General features: G+C 65.7%; 16 protein-coding genes and 1 other RNA gene. 11 read left to right on the top strand and 6 right to left on the bottom strand.

Annotated features, from left to right (window positions below):
* Positions 1-11: 11 nt before the first annotated feature.
* Both AC1ROT_RS07905 and AC1ROT_RS07900 read left to right on the top strand, forming a co-directional pair.
* Positions 12-464 carry a MarR family winged helix-turn-helix transcriptional regulator gene (locus AC1ROT_RS07905; protein WP_492998258.1) on the top strand — a complete coding sequence of 151 codons (453 nt, stop codon included), beginning with the start codon at positions 12-14 and terminating at the stop codon, positions 462-464.
* Between the two features lie 25 nt (positions 465-489).
* Entirely contained in the window at positions 490-1,326 is an 837-nt protein-coding gene (locus AC1ROT_RS07900; protein WP_492998256.1) for an SDR family NAD(P)-dependent oxidoreductase, read from the top strand.
* Here the strand turns inward: AC1ROT_RS07900 and AC1ROT_RS07895 are convergent.
* A complete protein-coding gene (locus AC1ROT_RS07895) occupies positions 1,323-1,751 on the bottom strand; it encodes a DOPA 4,5-dioxygenase family protein (RefSeq protein ID WP_492998254.1) in 429 nt (142 codons plus the stop codon). The two genes, AC1ROT_RS07900 and AC1ROT_RS07895, sit on opposite strands and share 4 nt — an antisense overlap.
* A 459-nt stretch (positions 1,752-2,210) precedes the next feature.
* A complete protein-coding gene (gene nudC, locus AC1ROT_RS07890; protein ID WP_492998252.1) occupies positions 2,211-3,212 on the bottom strand; it encodes an NAD(+) diphosphatase in 1,002 nt (333 codons plus the stop codon).
* A 105-nt stretch (positions 3,213-3,317) separates the two neighbouring features.
* On the opposite strand from nudC, the gene ffs reads away from it, so the two are divergent.
* From ffs to AC1ROT_RS07860, 6 genes are all read left to right on the top strand, one after another.
* Positions 3,318-3,413: signal recognition particle sRNA small type (gene ffs / locus AC1ROT_RS07885), an RNA gene on the top strand.
* Between the two features lie 51 nt (positions 3,414-3,464).
* Complete coding sequence (locus AC1ROT_RS07880) at positions 3,465-5,204, top strand: DNA polymerase III subunit gamma/tau (protein WP_492998250.1); 1,740 nt, start codon at positions 3,465-3,467, stop codon at positions 5,202-5,204.
* 12 nt (positions 5,205-5,216) lie between these two features.
* Positions 5,217-5,540, top strand: a complete 324-nt coding sequence (locus AC1ROT_RS07875; protein WP_492972772.1) for a YbaB/EbfC family nucleoid-associated protein — start codon at positions 5,217-5,219, stop codon at positions 5,538-5,540.
* An 11-nt stretch (positions 5,541-5,551) separates the two neighbouring features.
* Complete coding sequence (gene recR, locus AC1ROT_RS07870) at positions 5,552-6,145, top strand: recombination mediator RecR (protein ID WP_492972773.1); 594 nt, start codon at positions 5,552-5,554, stop codon at positions 6,143-6,145.
* A 71-nt stretch (positions 6,146-6,216) separates the two neighbouring features.
* Positions 6,217-6,990 (top strand): substrate-binding periplasmic protein, encoded by a 774-nt coding sequence (locus tag AC1ROT_RS07865; protein WP_492998249.1) that lies wholly within the window; start codon positions 6,217-6,219, stop codon positions 6,988-6,990.
* A gap of 64 nt (positions 6,991-7,054) precedes the next feature.
* Positions 7,055-7,825 carry a substrate-binding periplasmic protein gene (locus AC1ROT_RS07860; protein ID WP_492998248.1) on the top strand — a complete coding sequence of 257 codons (771 nt, stop codon included), beginning with the start codon at positions 7,055-7,057 and terminating at the stop codon, positions 7,823-7,825.
* 16 nt (positions 7,826-7,841) lie between these two features.
* On the opposite strand, the gene AC1ROT_RS07855 is transcribed toward AC1ROT_RS07860, so the two are convergent.
* Both AC1ROT_RS07855 and gloB read right to left on the bottom strand, forming a co-directional pair.
* Entirely contained in the window at positions 7,842-8,213 is a 372-nt protein-coding gene (locus AC1ROT_RS07855) for a hypothetical protein (protein ID WP_492998247.1), read from the bottom strand.
* 4 nt (positions 8,214-8,217) lie between these two features.
* Positions 8,218-8,991, bottom strand: a complete 774-nt coding sequence (gloB, locus tag AC1ROT_RS07850) for a hydroxyacylglutathione hydrolase (protein ID WP_492998245.1) — start codon at positions 8,989-8,991, stop codon at positions 8,218-8,220.
* 45 nt (positions 8,992-9,036) lie between these two features.
* Here gloB and AC1ROT_RS07845 point away from each other — a divergent pair, with 45 nt between their 5' ends.
* Positions 9,037-9,798 (top strand): class I SAM-dependent methyltransferase, encoded by a 762-nt coding sequence (locus AC1ROT_RS07845; protein WP_492998244.1) that lies wholly within the window; start codon positions 9,037-9,039, stop codon positions 9,796-9,798.
* A 16-nt stretch (positions 9,799-9,814) separates the two neighbouring features.
* On the opposite strand, the gene metW is transcribed toward AC1ROT_RS07845, so the two are convergent.
* Both metW and metX read right to left on the bottom strand, forming a co-directional pair.
* On the bottom strand, positions 9,815-10,450 hold the full coding sequence (gene metW / locus AC1ROT_RS07840; protein ID WP_492998242.1) for a methionine biosynthesis protein MetW: 636 nt from the start codon (positions 10,448-10,450) through the stop codon (positions 9,815-9,817).
* Complete coding sequence (gene metX / locus AC1ROT_RS07835; protein WP_492998241.1) at positions 10,447-11,628, bottom strand: homoserine O-acetyltransferase MetX; 1,182 nt, start codon at positions 11,626-11,628, stop codon at positions 10,447-10,449. The genes metW and metX overlap by 4 nt, the downstream gene beginning before the upstream one ends.
* Before the next feature lie 230 nt (positions 11,629-11,858).
* On the opposite strand from metX, the gene pheA reads away from it, so the two are divergent.
* Both pheA and hisC read left to right on the top strand, forming a co-directional pair.
* Entirely contained in the window at positions 11,859-12,728 is an 870-nt protein-coding gene (pheA, locus tag AC1ROT_RS07830) for a chorismate mutase (protein WP_492972780.1), read from the top strand.
* A 28-nt stretch (positions 12,729-12,756) separates the two neighbouring features.
* Positions 12,757-13,845, top strand: a complete 1,089-nt coding sequence (gene hisC / locus AC1ROT_RS07825; protein WP_492998240.1) for a histidinol-phosphate transaminase — start codon at positions 12,757-12,759, stop codon at positions 13,843-13,845.

The raw sequence follows: 13,845 nt of genomic DNA, 5'->3' as shown, positions 1-13,845 counted from the left end.
TAATCGGCGCCATGAGCACCGAAGCCGAATCCTATGCCGCCATCCTGCGCCTGTTCCGCGCCCAGTCCTTCCTTGAGGCCCGCCTAGGTCCCGGGCTGGCCTCGGTGCACGGGCTGGGTCTGAGCGAACTGATGCTGATGATGCATCTGGCGCGCGCGCCGCTGCAGCGTCTGCGCCGTGTCGATTTGGCCGCCATGCTGAACAGCAGCCAGTCGACCATCACGCGCATGGCGCTGCCGCTGGAGAAATCCGGCTATGTGAAGCGCGAGTCTGATCCGCGCGATGCCCGTGTGGCCTATGTCGTGCTGACCAAGGCCGGCCGGACCCGCGTGGCGGAAGCGGAAGACACGCTGCGGCGCGCCGCAGCCGACCTGTTCCGCGACCGCTGGACCGAAAAAGAGATTGCCACGCTCGGCAGTCTGCTCGGCCGCTTCACGGCGGCTTTGCCAGGCGAAATCCCATGACGCTTATTATTTAAGGACCGACCTCATGAAATTCGAACCGAAACAGGTGGCCGTCATCACCGGCGGCGCCAGCGGGATCGGCTTGGCGCTCGCCCGGGCGCTCGGTGCCCGCGGCCTGTCGCTGGCGCTGATCGATGTCGAGGAGGCCGCGCTCGCTGCGGCCGCCGCCGCGCTGCGCGGCCATGGCTATGCGGTCGAGGCTTATGCCTGCGACGTCTCCGATGCTGCCGCCATGCAGGCGGTGGCGCAGCAGGTGGAGCAGCGCTTTCTCACCGTCGACCTGCTGTTCAATAATGCCGGCGTCGGTGGCCTGCTCGGGCCGCTGTGGGACAGCAACCCGCAGGACTGGACCTGGGTTCTGAACGTGAATGTGCAGGGCGTGGTGAACGGCATCCGTGCCTTCCTGCCGCGCATGCTGCGGCACCGGCGCGGCCATGTGGTGAATGTGGCGTCATTAGCCGGCCTCACCGCGCCGCCCTTCATGTCGGCTTACGGCGCGTCGAAATACGCCGTGGTGGGTTTGAGCGAAAGCCTGGCGCAGGAGCTGGCCATCACGCAGTCGGGACTCAGTGTCTCGGTGGTCTGCCCCGGCGTGGTGGAGTCGCGTATCACCGAGTCCGACCGCAACCGGCCATCGCATCTGCAGGCGAGCAGCCGCACGCCGCCGGATCAGCTCGCCCGCATCCGCGCCGCCTTCGAGGCGATGCTGGCGGTGAAGATGCCGGGCGATGTGTTTGCGCAAAAGGTGCTGGCCGGCATCGAAGCGGGGGCGTTCTACATCCTCACCCATCCCGAGACGCGGCCGCAGATCGAGGGTCGGCTCGAGGGCCTGCAGAAGGCGGCAGAGGCGCTGGCGGCCTAGCCTGCCGGCGTCACCTTCGTATTCGGCGTGGTGTCTTCCGGCGTTTCGTCCGGCTCGATCCGGTGCGGCAGCGCGGCGCCATTGATGTCGAGGCGTTCGCCCAGCCACAGGGCATGCACCAGATGGTCGTCGTAGGGGTTGTCGGTGTTGGGATGCACCAGCACGCTTAAGCCCCGCCGGTTGATCATCAGCCAGGGCACCAGAACAGGGAACAGCGCGGTGGTGAAGGCGAGCTGGTACATCGGCCTGGTATGCGGCCCGACCAGCCGGTCATGCCAGCGGCCGATCCGCAGCACAAACTGCTCGTCGATGCGGTCGCGCAGCCAGGCGGCCGTCTCGCGCTGGGCCGGGCCATCGAAATAGACATGGGCGTGGTAGCTGGCGATGGCCGTGATGGCGCGCGGCAGGCTGTCGGTCTGGGTCATGGCGGAAGCTGAGCAGCCCGGCGCAGGCACAGCAAGCCGGTGGTCTTGCTTTTTTTACAGAATATGTTCCACTATTGTTCTTGTTCTGCTCGAGCAGTATCCGGGCGGATACCGCTGTTTGACATCGTGGATTGGATTTGCGGCTTTTTTGCGCCCGACGGTGGCTGAAACCGGCCTGAGCCGGATGAAATCGGCTGGAACAGGAGCGAAGCAGGCCCAAACAGGCCGAAATCATCCTTGTGTCGGGCAAAAACAGGTCTTTCAGGTCGAGAATCGGCCCGGAAAGCCTGAAAACCCCAAAGTTAAGGGTGATTTCGGCTTAAAATCAGGTTTTTCGCCATTCTTATGCTGGCTGACTTTGGATGGTTTTGGCCCAGTTTGGCTCCATTTGGTCCAGGTTGGTACCGTCGTGGTCCGCTTTGGACCGGACAGGCGCCAGCCAGCCAGGCCCCGGCGCCGTCAGGCGCCATTGAGCCAGGCCTTGGCGATCTGATGCGCCAGGCTGAGCGGCGGCGGCATCCAGGGCGGATCGTCCGGGCTGGTCGGGCTGTTGGGCAGGCGCTGCTTGCCGCGCTCCAGCATCTCGGGCAGCTCGCTGCGCCGGAACCAGCGGGCGTCTTCCAGTTCGGTGGGGTCCACCGTGATCTCGGCGCTGGTGGCTTCGGCGACGCAGCCGATCATCAGCGAAGACGGGAAGGGCCAGGGTTGCGACATCAGGTAACGCACCGCGCCGGTTTTGATGCCGGATTCCTCCAGGATTTCGCGGCGTACGGCTTCTTCCAGGCTTTCGCCCGGTTCCATGAAGCCGGCCAGCGCCGAATACATGCCCGGCGCCATGCGGCCCTGCCGGCCCATCAGCACCATGTCTTCGCCGGTGGTGGGATCGCGGCGCACCGCCAGCATGATGACCACCGGATCGGTGCGCGGAAAATGCTGCGCGCCACAGGATTCAGACGTGCATTTGCGCATGTAGCCGGCATCGCCGGCCGCGGTCCTGGCGCCGCATTGCGCGCAGAAGCCGTGACGCTGGTGCCAGTCGGTCACGCTGCGCGCCTGGGCCAGGATCGCGGCCTCTTCGGGCCGGAGCTGGGCGGCGATGCTGCGCACGTCGATGTATTTCTCGGTTTCGCTGTGCAGCCCGGCGGTGGCGTCGCTTGTGTCGCCGTCGATGGCGAAATGCGGGATGCCGGCGGGATCGACGCCGAGGAAGATCGTGGGCAGCGACTCGAAGGGCCGGGCCTGGCCGGCATCGAGCCAGGCGATGCCGGCGGGCTTGGTGGTGATGTCGATCAGCGCCTTCAGCTCGCGCAGCATGAGGAAGCGGGCGTCGGTCCGTGTGCGCTGCTGGCTCAGCCAGGCCGGGTCGCGGCGCGGATTGCCGGCGCGGTCCAGATGCGAGCCGGTGAAACCGACAGGGCGCGGCGGCCGGGCGGGGTTTGGCGATGTCTCGGGGCTAACCATGCCGAAACGCTGGCATAATCGCGTCGCGCCGTCCATTGCCGGGCCCGGCGAATCCGGGGTTCGGCGGCTTGAATTGTGCGGGCCGATGCTTGATATAAGGCCCCGGGAGGTTGGCGGTGGACGAGCGTCTCGCCAACCCGGTCAGGTCCGGAAGGAAGCAGCCGTAACGAGTTCCCGTTCGGGTCGTTGTCAGCCTCCCACCTTTGCCCCCGAACGCTTTAATTTTCGGTCCGCGCACGGCATGTTAGGTCCATGAGTCAGCCGGCGCCCTATCGCGTTCTCGCGCGCAAATACCGACCCAGCAATTTCGCCGAGATGATCGGCCAGGATGCGCTGGTCCGCACCCTCACCAACGCCATCGCCACCGGGCGCATCGCCCAGGCCTTCATCCTCACCGGCGTCCGCGGCGTGGGCAAAACCACCACCGCCCGCATCATCGCCCGTGCGCTCAACTGCACCGGCGCGGATGGCAAGGGCGGCCCGACCATTTCGCCCTGCGGCGTTTGCGATAACTGTAAAGCCATCGCCGAGGACCGGCATCCCGATGTCTTCGAGATGGACGCCGCCTCGCGCACCGGCATCGGCGATATCCGCGAGATCATCGAAGCGGTGCGCTACGCCCCGTCGATGGCGCGCTACAAGATCTACATCATCGACGAAGTGCACATGCTCTCCACGGCGGCCTTCAACGGCCTGCTGAAGACCCTGGAAGAGCCGCCGCCGCATGTGAAGTTCGTCTTCGCCACCACCGAGATCCGCAAGGTGCCGGTGACGGTGCTGTCGCGCTGCCAGCGCTTCGATCTCAAGCGCGTCGAGATCGCCGTGCTGAACGCGCATTTCAAACGCATCGCCGGCGAAGAGAAAGCCGAGATCGACGATGACGCGCTGACGCTGATTTCGCGCGCCGCCGAAGGTTCCGTGCGCGACGGCCTGTCGCTGCTCGACCAGGCGATTGCCCATGGCGCCGGCACGGTGAATGCCGAACTGGTGCGCGACATGCTGGGCCTCGCCGATCGCGGCCAGATTTTCGCGCTGCTCGACCAACTGCTGCATGGGCAGTTGCCCGAGGCGCTGGAAAACCTGCAGGCGCAGTATCGCGTCGGCGCCGATCCGGCCGTGGTGCTGCAGGACATGCTCGACCTGGTGCACTGGCTGACGCGCGTCAAAGTGATCGGCGGCACGCCTGACGATGTGACGTTGCCCGAGACCCAGCGCAGCCGCGGCAAGGAGCTGGCGGCCAAGCTCGGCATGCCGGTGCTGGCGCGCAGCTGGCAGATGCTGCTGAAAGGTCTGGCCGAAGTGCGTTCGGCGCCAGTGCCGCTAGCCGCCGCCGAAATGGTGCTGGTGCGCTTTGCCTATGCCGCCGATCTGCCCTCGCCCGGCGATCTGGCGAAGGAATGGCGTGACAAGGGTGGGCCGGGTGTGGCGCCCCCGTCGCGCGGTCCGTCAGGTGGTGGTGGCGGCGGAACCAGCGCCGCGGTCGCGACGCAGCCGCGTGCGATGGCCTCTGCCCAGCCCCAGCCCGGCGAGACGGTGGCGCTCGCGGCCATGCCGGTGAATTTCCCCGCCGTGGTGGCGCTGTGCAAGGAGATGCGCGAGGGCATGCTGGCCGGCGAGCTGGTCAACGATGTGCATCTGGTCAGCTTCGAGCCGGGCCGCATCGAGCTGCGCCTCGACAGCGGCGCCCATCACGATCTGCCCGGACGCCTGATCGAAAAGCTGAAAGCCTGGACCGGCCAGCGCTGGGTGGTGAGCTTAAGCAAGGCGCCCGGCGAGCCGACTTTGGCCGAGCAGGAGCAGGCCGACGATCTCCGCCGCCGCGCCCATGTGCAGGCGCATCCGCTGGTACAGGCGGTGCTGCTCACATTCCCCGGTGCGGTGCTGGGCGAGGTGCGCGAAGTGATGCCCCTGGTGGCCGACGAGCCGGTGGCGGACGAGGCCGCCGATGCCTATGTCACCGACGATGTCGATCCGCTCGACGAGCTGGACTGAGGAGTTTCCGCCATGAAGAATCTGGGCAACATGCTGAAGCAGGCGCAGCAGATGCAGGCCAAGATGCAGGAGATGCAGGCCGAGCTGGAGCTGCGCGAGGTGCAGGGCACCGCCGGCGGCGGCATGGTGACGGTGACGCTGAACGGCAAGAGCGAGATGAAAAGCATCAAGATCGATCCGGCGCTGCTGAAGGAAGACGAGCGCGAGGTGCTGGAAGATCTCATCAAAGCCGCCCATGCCGATGCCAAGGGCCGCGCCGACCGCGAGATGGCCGAGCAGATGCAGAAGATGACGGCCGGCCTGCCGCTGCCGCCGGGCATGAAGCTGCCCTTCTGAGGATTTAAGGCGTGGCTGGACCGGAGATCGAGCGGCTGATCCAGCTGCTGGCCAGGCTACCGGGCCTGGGCCCAAGGTCTGCACGCAGAGCCGTATTGCATCTGCTGAAGAAAAAAGACGCGCTGATGCTGCCGCTGGCCGCGACACTGAAAGAGGTCGGCGACAGCGTGCATGCCTGTTCCTCCTGCGGCAATCTCGACAGCCGCGATCCTTGCGGCATCTGCACCGATCCGCGCCGCGACGAGGCCCTGCTCTGCGTGGTGGAAAGCGTGGCCGATCTCTGGGCGCTGGAACGCGCCAGCGTGTTCCGTGGCCGCTACCATGTTCTTGGCGGCACGTTGTCTGCCTTGGATGGCGTCGGCCCCTCCGACCTCAATGTCGATGGCCTGATCGCCCGGGTGCAGAACAGCCGCATCAAGGAAGTCATCATCGCCACCAATGCCACGGTGGAAGGCCAGACCACGGCCCATTACATCACCGACCGGCTCGGGCCGCTCAATGTGCAGATCAGCCGGCTGGCCCATGGCGTGCCGGTGGGCGGCGAGCTCGACTATCTCGATGACGGCACGCTCGGCGCCGCGCTGAAGGCCCGCCGGCTGCTTTAGCCAGGGCCTGCGTTAATCCTCTGCTGTAAAGGTCACTGTTCCGTCCGGCCCGGCCGCGCTAGGCTGCGGGTATGAGGCTGCCGGTGATACCCGTCTTTCTCGTCCTGACCCTGCTGGCTCGGCCCGTGGCAGCGGTCGAGCTGCGGCTGGCTTACACCGACCAGGATGTGCGGCCCTATCTGATGGGTAAGGGCAACAGCATTCCCGCCCGCCCCGGCATGGCGGTGGAGCTGGTGCAGCGCTGCGCCCAGCGCATCGGCGGCGTGCTGACGCTGACCCGCCTGCCGGGCCGGCGCCTGATCGAAGAGGTCAAGGCCGGCCGCCTGGATGGCGTCCTGGGGCTGCGCCACACCGACAGCCGGGCCGCCGATCTGATGTTCCCCATGCGCGACGGTGTACCGGACAGCAGCCGGCGCGCCGTGGAGCTCGCCCATTCACTCTACCGGCGTGCGGGCGACCCGGTGCAGTGGGACGGCCAGCGCATCAGCGGCCTCAACGGCCCGGTCGCCGTCAGCAGCACCATGCTGATCGCCGATACCCTGCGCGGCCTTGGTGTGGCTATCACCGATGTCGAAAGCAGCGGACAGATGTTCGGTATGCTGGCGCTGCATCGCGTCGACGCCGTCGCCATCCTCGATGTGCTGGGCGACCGCCAGATGAAGCAGCAGAGCCGCGATATGCGGGTCGAGAAATTGTCGCCGCCGCTGCTGGTGGTGGACTTCTACCTGCCGGTCTCGCGGCAGTTCTATGCGGCCCACCCCGATTTCACCGAACGCCTGTGGCAGACGATGGGCGAGCTGCGGGAGCCGACCTACAGCGCATTGACGCCGGATTACCTGTTTTAGTCCGGCCGCAACCTTATCGAAAGGTAACTGCCTGCCTTGCAGGCAGCGGTCTAGACTGCGCCGCATGAAACGGCTGTCCTGCCTTGTGCTGCTTCTGACCGGTCTGCTCTGCGTCGATGCGCGGGCCGTCGAGCTGCGTCTGGGGTATATCGATCGCGACCTGCAGCCTTTCCTGGTCGGCGAAGGCACAACGATTCCCGCACGCCCCGGCATGACCATCGAGCTATTGCAGCGGGCACTGGCGCGTACCGATGGCAAGGTGCAACTGGTGCGCATGCCGCTGCGCCGCCTGATCGAGGAAATCCGCGCCGGTCACAAGGATGGCATTCTGGGGTATCGCTACGACATCGAGCGCGCGGTCGACCTGGTTTATCCAATGCGCGGCGACAAGCCGGACAGTGCGCGCCATGCGCTGCGGCTGTCCTATGCGCTGTATCGCAAGCGGGGCGATGCCGTCGCCTGGGACGGCAGCATGATCACCGGGCTGCAGGGTTCGGTGGCCACCACCACGTCGGAACTGATGGCGCAGACCCTGCGGTCGCGCGGCATCGACATCGTGCCGCTGACCAGCAATGCGCAGATGTTCGGCATGCTGATGCTGGGCCGGGTCGATGCCGTGGTTACCCTGGAAGGCGTGGCGGACCGGCTGCTGCTGCTGCAGAACAACACCCAGATCGAGAAGCTGCTGCCACCGGTGGTGACGGCGGACTTCTATCTGCCGGTCTCGCGCCGTTTCCATGCGGCGCATCGCGATTTCACCGAGCGCCTGTGGCGGATCATGGGCGAACTGCGCGACGCCACGTATGCCGAGCTGACGCCGGATTACCTGTTCTAGCCGCGAATGGGGATACTCACCACCGCAATCGATATAGCCAGATTTGCGTATATGCGATGATCAGTCCGCACCCTGTAAAGCCGCTTGCGGCTAATACCATCTCTACACTGGTTAGCGCGTGTGGGCTGGTTAGATGGGCCACCAAGATCGCAAGAAGCAATCCGATGCAGCCGCCTGATAGGGCGATGTAGACACTACGCCCATGCAGCCATGTTCGCAGCATGGCTGCAGTAATGCTGATCAAAACAGCACAAAGGAAAGTCAGAAACGTCAAGTACATTAGTAGCAGTTCCCAATCCTCTGTTTTGGGTAATGTCCACCACAAAAGCGCCAGAACGGGAATCGGCGATGCGACGGCCGCGAGAAGATAGTTGGCCAGTTTCGTCATTACTCTAGCCCCGGAACGCATCTTTGCGTTTGCGGGTCTCGGCAAAGACCGCGACATCGTCGGCATCGGCCATGCCCAGGATGGCGCGGATATTCTCGCTCATCGGGCGCAGGAAGGGATTGGTCGCCTTCTCCTCGTCCAGCGTGGAGGGCACGGTCGGCAGGCCGTTGGCGCGGGCCTCGCGGATGCGGTCGTAACGCAGCTTCAGCAGCTCGTTGCCCGGCTCCACGGTCACGGCGAAGCGCGCATTCGATTCCGTATATTCATGGGCGCAGTAGACCCGCGTCTCGTCGGGCAGGCGACGCAGCTTGCTCAAGGAGGACCACATCTGCGCCGGCGTGCCCTCGAACAGCCGGCCGCAGCCGAGCGCGAACAGCGTGTCGCCGCAGAACAGCGCGCTGGAATCGGCGAACCAGTAGGCGATATGGCCGCGCGTATGGCCGGGCACGTCGAAGACGCGCGCCATGGCATTGCCCAGGTTGATGCCCTCGTTGTCGGCCACAGCGATATCCAGGCCGGGGATGCGGTCCGCATCCGCTTCCGGACCGACGATCATGCAGCCGGTGGCCTCTTTCAGAGCCATGTTGCCGCCCACATGGTCGGGGTGGTGATGGGTGTTGAGGATATGGGTCAGCGTCCAGCCGCGCTTTTTCAGTTCCGCCAGCACCGGCTCGTGCACGGCCGGGTCGACCACGCCGACGGCGCCGGTCTCGGGATCGCGGGCCAGGTAGACGTAATTGTCGTTCAGGACGGGGATCTGGACGATGTCGAGGGGCATGACCATCTCTATCAACGGGAACTGGAACAGGGATAATATAGCGCGATGCTGCGCCCCGATGTGATCGATCTGCGCGAATTTTACGCCAACCCCTTGGGGCGCGCGGTGCGCCGCCTGCTGCGCCTGCGCCTGCGCGAATTCTGGCCCAATGTTCAGGGCATGACGGTGCTGGGCCTCGGCTTCGCCACGCCGTATTTGCGGATTTTTGAGGGCGAGGCCGAGCGCGTGATCGCCGCCATGCCCGGCCCCCAGGGCGTGGTGCGCTGGCCGCGCGGCCTGCCCGGCCGGGTGACGCTGGTGGACGAGGACGACCTGCCGCTGCCGGATGCATCGGTCGACCGGCTGCTGCTGATGCACGCCGTGGAGAATTCGGAAAACATCCGCGCGCTCTTACGCGAGGTCTGGCGCGTGCTGACGCCGCAGGGTCGATTGCTGGCGGTGGTGCCGAACCGCCGTGGCCTCTGGGCCCATATCGAGGCGACGCCGTTCGGCCAGGGTCATCCCTATACGCCGCCGCAGCTCACCCGCCTGATGCGCGATTCTCTCTTCTCGCCGACCAAGTCGCAGACGGCGCTGTGGCTGCCGCCGTCGGACCGCGCCTTTGTCATCAAGGCGGTGGATGCCTGGGAGAAGACCGGCGAGATTCTGTGGAACCGCTTCTCCGGCGTGCTGCTGGTGGAAGCCGAGAAGCAGGTCTATGCCGGCGTGCCGGCGAAAGCCGTGAAGAGCAAGAAATTCCTGCTCAAGCCGAATACCCAGCCGGCCCAGCTCGGCGGCGCCCATCGCACAGACACTTCCGAAGACTGATCAGGCGCCGCCCGGATCAAGCACCACGGCGACGCAATAAGTAAACAGCCTGCGCGCCGAACCAGTTGGTGGGTGCATTCTGCAAGCGCTTGCCCTGGCCATCGACGGCGATGCGCTGTTCGACGATGAAGCCGTCGCGGGCACAGAGTTCGTCGAAATCCTGGATGGTGCAGAGATGGATGTTCTGGGTCTGATACCAGGGATCGTCCAGCGCCGCCGTCATCGGCATGCGACCACCGAGCAAAAGCTGCATCCGTACGCGCCAATAGGCGAAATTCGGGAACGACACGATGGCGCGCTGGCCGATGCGCAGCATCTCGTGCAGCACTTTACGCGGATTATGGGTGGCCTGCAGGGTGAGGCTCAGCACCACGTAATCGAAAGCCGCATCGGGATAATCCGGCAGGTCGTTGTCGGCATCGCCCTGGATCACGGACAGCCCGCGCGCCACGCAGGCATTCACGCCGGCCTGGCGGATTTCGATGCCACGGCCGTCCACGTCCTTTTCGCGCGCCAGGTATTCCAGCAGGGCGCCGTCGCCGCAGCCGACATCCAGCAGGCGCGTCTTCGGCGCTACCATCTCGGCGATCAGCAGCAGGTCGCGGCGGATATCCTTGTGGGTCGCCGTCGCAATCGGGCGGGTCTGGTTCATGCCGCGCCCCCGGTCTGGTTCAGGCCGCGCTGCTCGGCGCAGCCGTCGATGAAGCCCTTCAGCGTGCTGAACATCTCAGGCTCGTCGAGCAGGAAGGCGTCATGGCCCTTGTCGGTCTGGATTTCCACGAAGCTGACATTGGCCGCCGCCGCATTCAGGGCACGCACGATGTCCTTGTTCTCGGTTGTCGGGAACAGCCAGTCCGATGTGAACGAGACGACACAGAACTTGGTCCGGCTGCCCTTGAACACGCCGGCCAGGTTGCCGCCAGCCTGCGCAGCCAAGTCGAAATAGTCCATCGCGCGGGTGATGTAGAGGTAGGAGTTGGCGTCGAAGCGCTCCACGAAGGTCGAGCCCTGGTGCAGCAGGTAGCTTTCCACCTGGAACTCGGTCTCGAAGCCATAGGTGATGCGTTCGCGGTTCTGCAGGTTGCGGCCGAACTTGCGGTGTAATGCGGCTTCCGACAGATAGGTGATATGCGCGGCCATGCGCGCCACCGCCAGGCCGGCGCGCGGGATCACGTCATGGGCGAAATAATCGCCCTTCTGCCAGTCGGGATCGGCATAGATCGCCTGCCGGCCCACTTCATGGAAGGCGATGTTCTGGGCCGAATGCTTGGCGGCGCAGGCAATCGGGATCGCGGCGAAGACGCGCTCGGGATAGCTGGCGGCCCATTGCAGCACCTGCATGCCGCCCATCGAGCCGCCGATGGCGCAGAACAGCTGCTGGATGCCGAGATGGTCCAGCAGCATGGCCTGGGCATTCACCATGTCGCGGATGGTGATGACCGGGAATTTCAGGCCGTAGGGTTTGCCGGTGGCGGCCTCGGTATCCTTGGGGCCGGACGAGCCCATGCAGCCGCCCAGCACATTGGTGCAGATCACGAAAAAGCGATCCGTATCGATCACCTTGCCGGGGCCGACCATGGTGACCCACCAGCCGGGCTTGCCGGTGATCGGGTTGGTGTTGGCCACATGCTGGTCGCCGGTGAGCGCATGGCAGATCAGCACCGCATTCGACCGGTCGGCATTCAGGTGGCCGTAGGTCGTATAGGCGATCTGGAAGGGACCGAGATCGAGCCCACAATCCAGCTTGAGCGGCAGGGTTTCGCCGAGCGTGACACGGTGGCCGGGCCCGATAGGGTCAAGGCTATGCAAGGGGGGTAGCGCGGCACTCATAGGCAGCCGTTAATATCCTACAGGGCTTGGAGCGAGGAATCCGTCAGGACGGACCCCGGTACGGTCCCCGGCCGGGACCCTGTCCGGCGCGGGACCCCGTGCTTACGGACCCCCGGCCCCCCTGTCAACGGCTTCTTTGGCCACGGTTACTTTACCGGCCGCCCCCGGCCTTGCGGCCGGGCCGGCAGGCTCTTAAGACTATGCGGCTTTTTGCCCCCAGACCCATATCCATGAGCGATCACATACCCACCCTCGCCGATCTGCGGCACGAGATCGATGTGCTGGATGACCAGATCCAGGATCTGCTGCGCCGTCGCGCCGAGGCGGTGGCCCGTGTGGCCGGCGCCAAGGCCCGCGAAGGCGCGCCCGGCACGGTGCTGCGGCCCGGCCGCGAGGCGCAGATCCTGCGCCGCCTGATGGACCGTCATCGCGGCGGCCTGCCGGCGGCGGCGCTGACCCGCATCTGGCGCGAGATGATCACTGCGCTCTATCACCTGCAGGCGCCGGTGAAGGTAGCCGTGCATGCGCCCAACAAGTCGGCGGCGCGCTGGGACCTAGCACGCGACTATTACGGCTCGACCACGCCCCTGCAGCTCTGCACCACTGCCAGTGCGGTGCTGCGCGCCATGTCGGGGCAGCCCGGCACGCTCGGCATCATGGCGCTGCCCGAAGAGGGCGAGAAGGAAAGCTGGTGGCCTTTGCTGGCCAGCCGTTCGACCGAGACGCCGCGCATCATCGCCCGGCTGCCCTTCGTGCCCAATCCCACCGGCCAGATGGCCGGCGACCTGGGCGCCTATGTGATCGCCAATGTGGGGCCCGAGGAATCGGGTGACGACTGCACGCTGGTGGTGCTGCAGATGACTGAGGCATCCCCCAGCCTGGCGCGGATTTCCACGCTGCTGGGCAAGGCGGGGCTGGAGGGGCGCGTGCTGGCCCAGTATCGTCAGGGCGATTACGGTGCCCGGGTGCTGCTGGATATCGCCGGGTTCATCGCCGATGGCGATGACCGCCTGGCCGTGCTGGTCAATGCCGAGGCCGGCATCACCGATGCTGTGGTGATCGGCGCCTATGCCGTGCCGCTGGCCGACGAGGCGGCCTGAGACGATTTGATCTGAAGGAGTGAGTGCCGTGACTGCACCGAAGCCGCAACCCGGAATTCTCGATATCGCGCCCTACAAGGGCGGCGAGGCCGCCGTGCCGGGCGTGACCAAGGTGCACAAGCTCTCCTCCAACGAGTCGCCGATGGGCCCGAGCCCCAAGGCGATGGAGGTTTTCAAACAGATGGCCGGTGAACTGCACCGCTATCCCGATGGCGGCGTCGAGACGCTGCGTCAGGCGCTGGCGAAGCACTATGGCGTGCCGGCCGACAATCTCGTCTGCTCAAACGGCTCGGACGAGATGATCTCGCTGATCTGCGCCGCCTATGTCGGCCCGGGCGACGAAGTTGTGTATTCGCAATACGGCTTCATGATGTATCCGATCGCCACCATGGCGCGCGGCGCCAAGCCTGTCGTGGCGCCGGAGAAGAACTTCACTTCCGACGTGGATGCGCTGCTCGCCGCCGTCACGCCGAAGACCAAGGTGGTGTTTCTCACCAATCCGAACAATCCGACCGGCACGTATATTTCCGCGTCCGAGCTGCGTCGCCTGCGGGACGGCCTGCCGGCCGGCGTGCTGCTGGTGGTGGATGCGGCCTATGCCGAATACGTGTCGCGCAACGACTATTCCAACGGCATGGAACTGGTGGCCTCGCGCGACGACACCATGATGCTGCGTACGTTTTCCAAGATTTACGGCCTCGCCGCCCTGCGTCTGGGCTGGGCCTATGCGCCGGCCAATGTGGTGGCGGTGCTGCATCGCGTGCGCGGGCCGTTCAACGTCAATGCTGCGGCCCAGGCTGCCGGCGCCGCGGCGCTGGACGATACCGCCTGGCTCGACAAGACCCGCGCCCATAACGATGCCGAACTGGCCCGCGTCACCGCGGCGCTGGAAAAGATCGGCCTCAAGGTTGTGCCCAGCGTGGCCAACTTCCTGCTGATGCGTTTTCCCGGCGGCGCCGAACAGGTGAAGGCAGCCGATGCGGCCCTACGCCGGCGCGGCCTGATCCTGCGCGGCATGGGTGGCTATGGCCTGCCCGAATGCCTGCGTCTGTCCATCGGCACGGTGGAGGAGGATGACATGGTCATCGCCGCCCTGACTGCCGTGATGAAGGGCTGA

Source organism: Ferrovibrio sp. GW821-FHT12E11, from assembly GCF_058806975.1.
The sequence above is the reverse complement of the archived record's forward strand: the minus strand, read 5'-3'. Positions and strand labels throughout refer to the sequence as shown.

Coding starts and splice junctions, on each gene's coding strand:
- AC1ROT_RS07905 (WP_492998258.1), top strand. CDS start 12: ATGAGCACCGAAGCCGAATCCTATGCCGCCATCCTGCGCCTGTTCCGC.
- AC1ROT_RS07900 (WP_492998256.1), top strand. CDS start 490: ATGAAATTCGAACCGAAACAGGTGGCCGTCATCACCGGCGGCGCCAGC.
- AC1ROT_RS07895 (WP_492998254.1), bottom strand. CDS start 1,751: ATGACCCAGACCGACAGCCTGCCGCGCGCCATCACGGCCATCGCCAGC.
- nudC (WP_492998252.1), bottom strand. CDS start 3,212: ATGGTTAGCCCCGAGACATCGCCAAACCCCGCCCGGCCGCCGCGCCCT.
- AC1ROT_RS07880 (WP_492998250.1), top strand. CDS start 3,465: ATGAGTCAGCCGGCGCCCTATCGCGTTCTCGCGCGCAAATACCGACCC.
- AC1ROT_RS07875 (WP_492972772.1), top strand. CDS start 5,217: ATGAAGAATCTGGGCAACATGCTGAAGCAGGCGCAGCAGATGCAGGCC.
- AC1ROT_RS07865 (WP_492998249.1), top strand. CDS start 6,217: ATGAGGCTGCCGGTGATACCCGTCTTTCTCGTCCTGACCCTGCTGGCT.
- AC1ROT_RS07860 (WP_492998248.1), top strand. CDS start 7,055: ATGAAACGGCTGTCCTGCCTTGTGCTGCTTCTGACCGGTCTGCTCTGC.
- AC1ROT_RS07855 (WP_492998247.1), bottom strand. CDS start 8,213: ATGACGAAACTGGCCAACTATCTTCTCGCGGCCGTCGCATCGCCGATT.
- gloB (WP_492998245.1), bottom strand. CDS start 8,991: ATGCCCCTCGACATCGTCCAGATCCCCGTCCTGAACGACAATTACGTC.
- AC1ROT_RS07845 (WP_492998244.1), top strand. CDS start 9,037: ATGCTGCGCCCCGATGTGATCGATCTGCGCGAATTTTACGCCAACCCC.
- metW (WP_492998242.1), bottom strand. CDS start 10,450: ATGAACCAGACCCGCCCGATTGCGACGGCGACCCACAAGGATATCCGC.
- metX (WP_492998241.1), bottom strand. CDS start 11,628: ATGAGTGCCGCGCTACCCCCCTTGCATAGCCTTGACCCTATCGGGCCC.
- pheA (WP_492972780.1), top strand. CDS start 11,859: ATGAGCGATCACATACCCACCCTCGCCGATCTGCGGCACGAGATCGAT.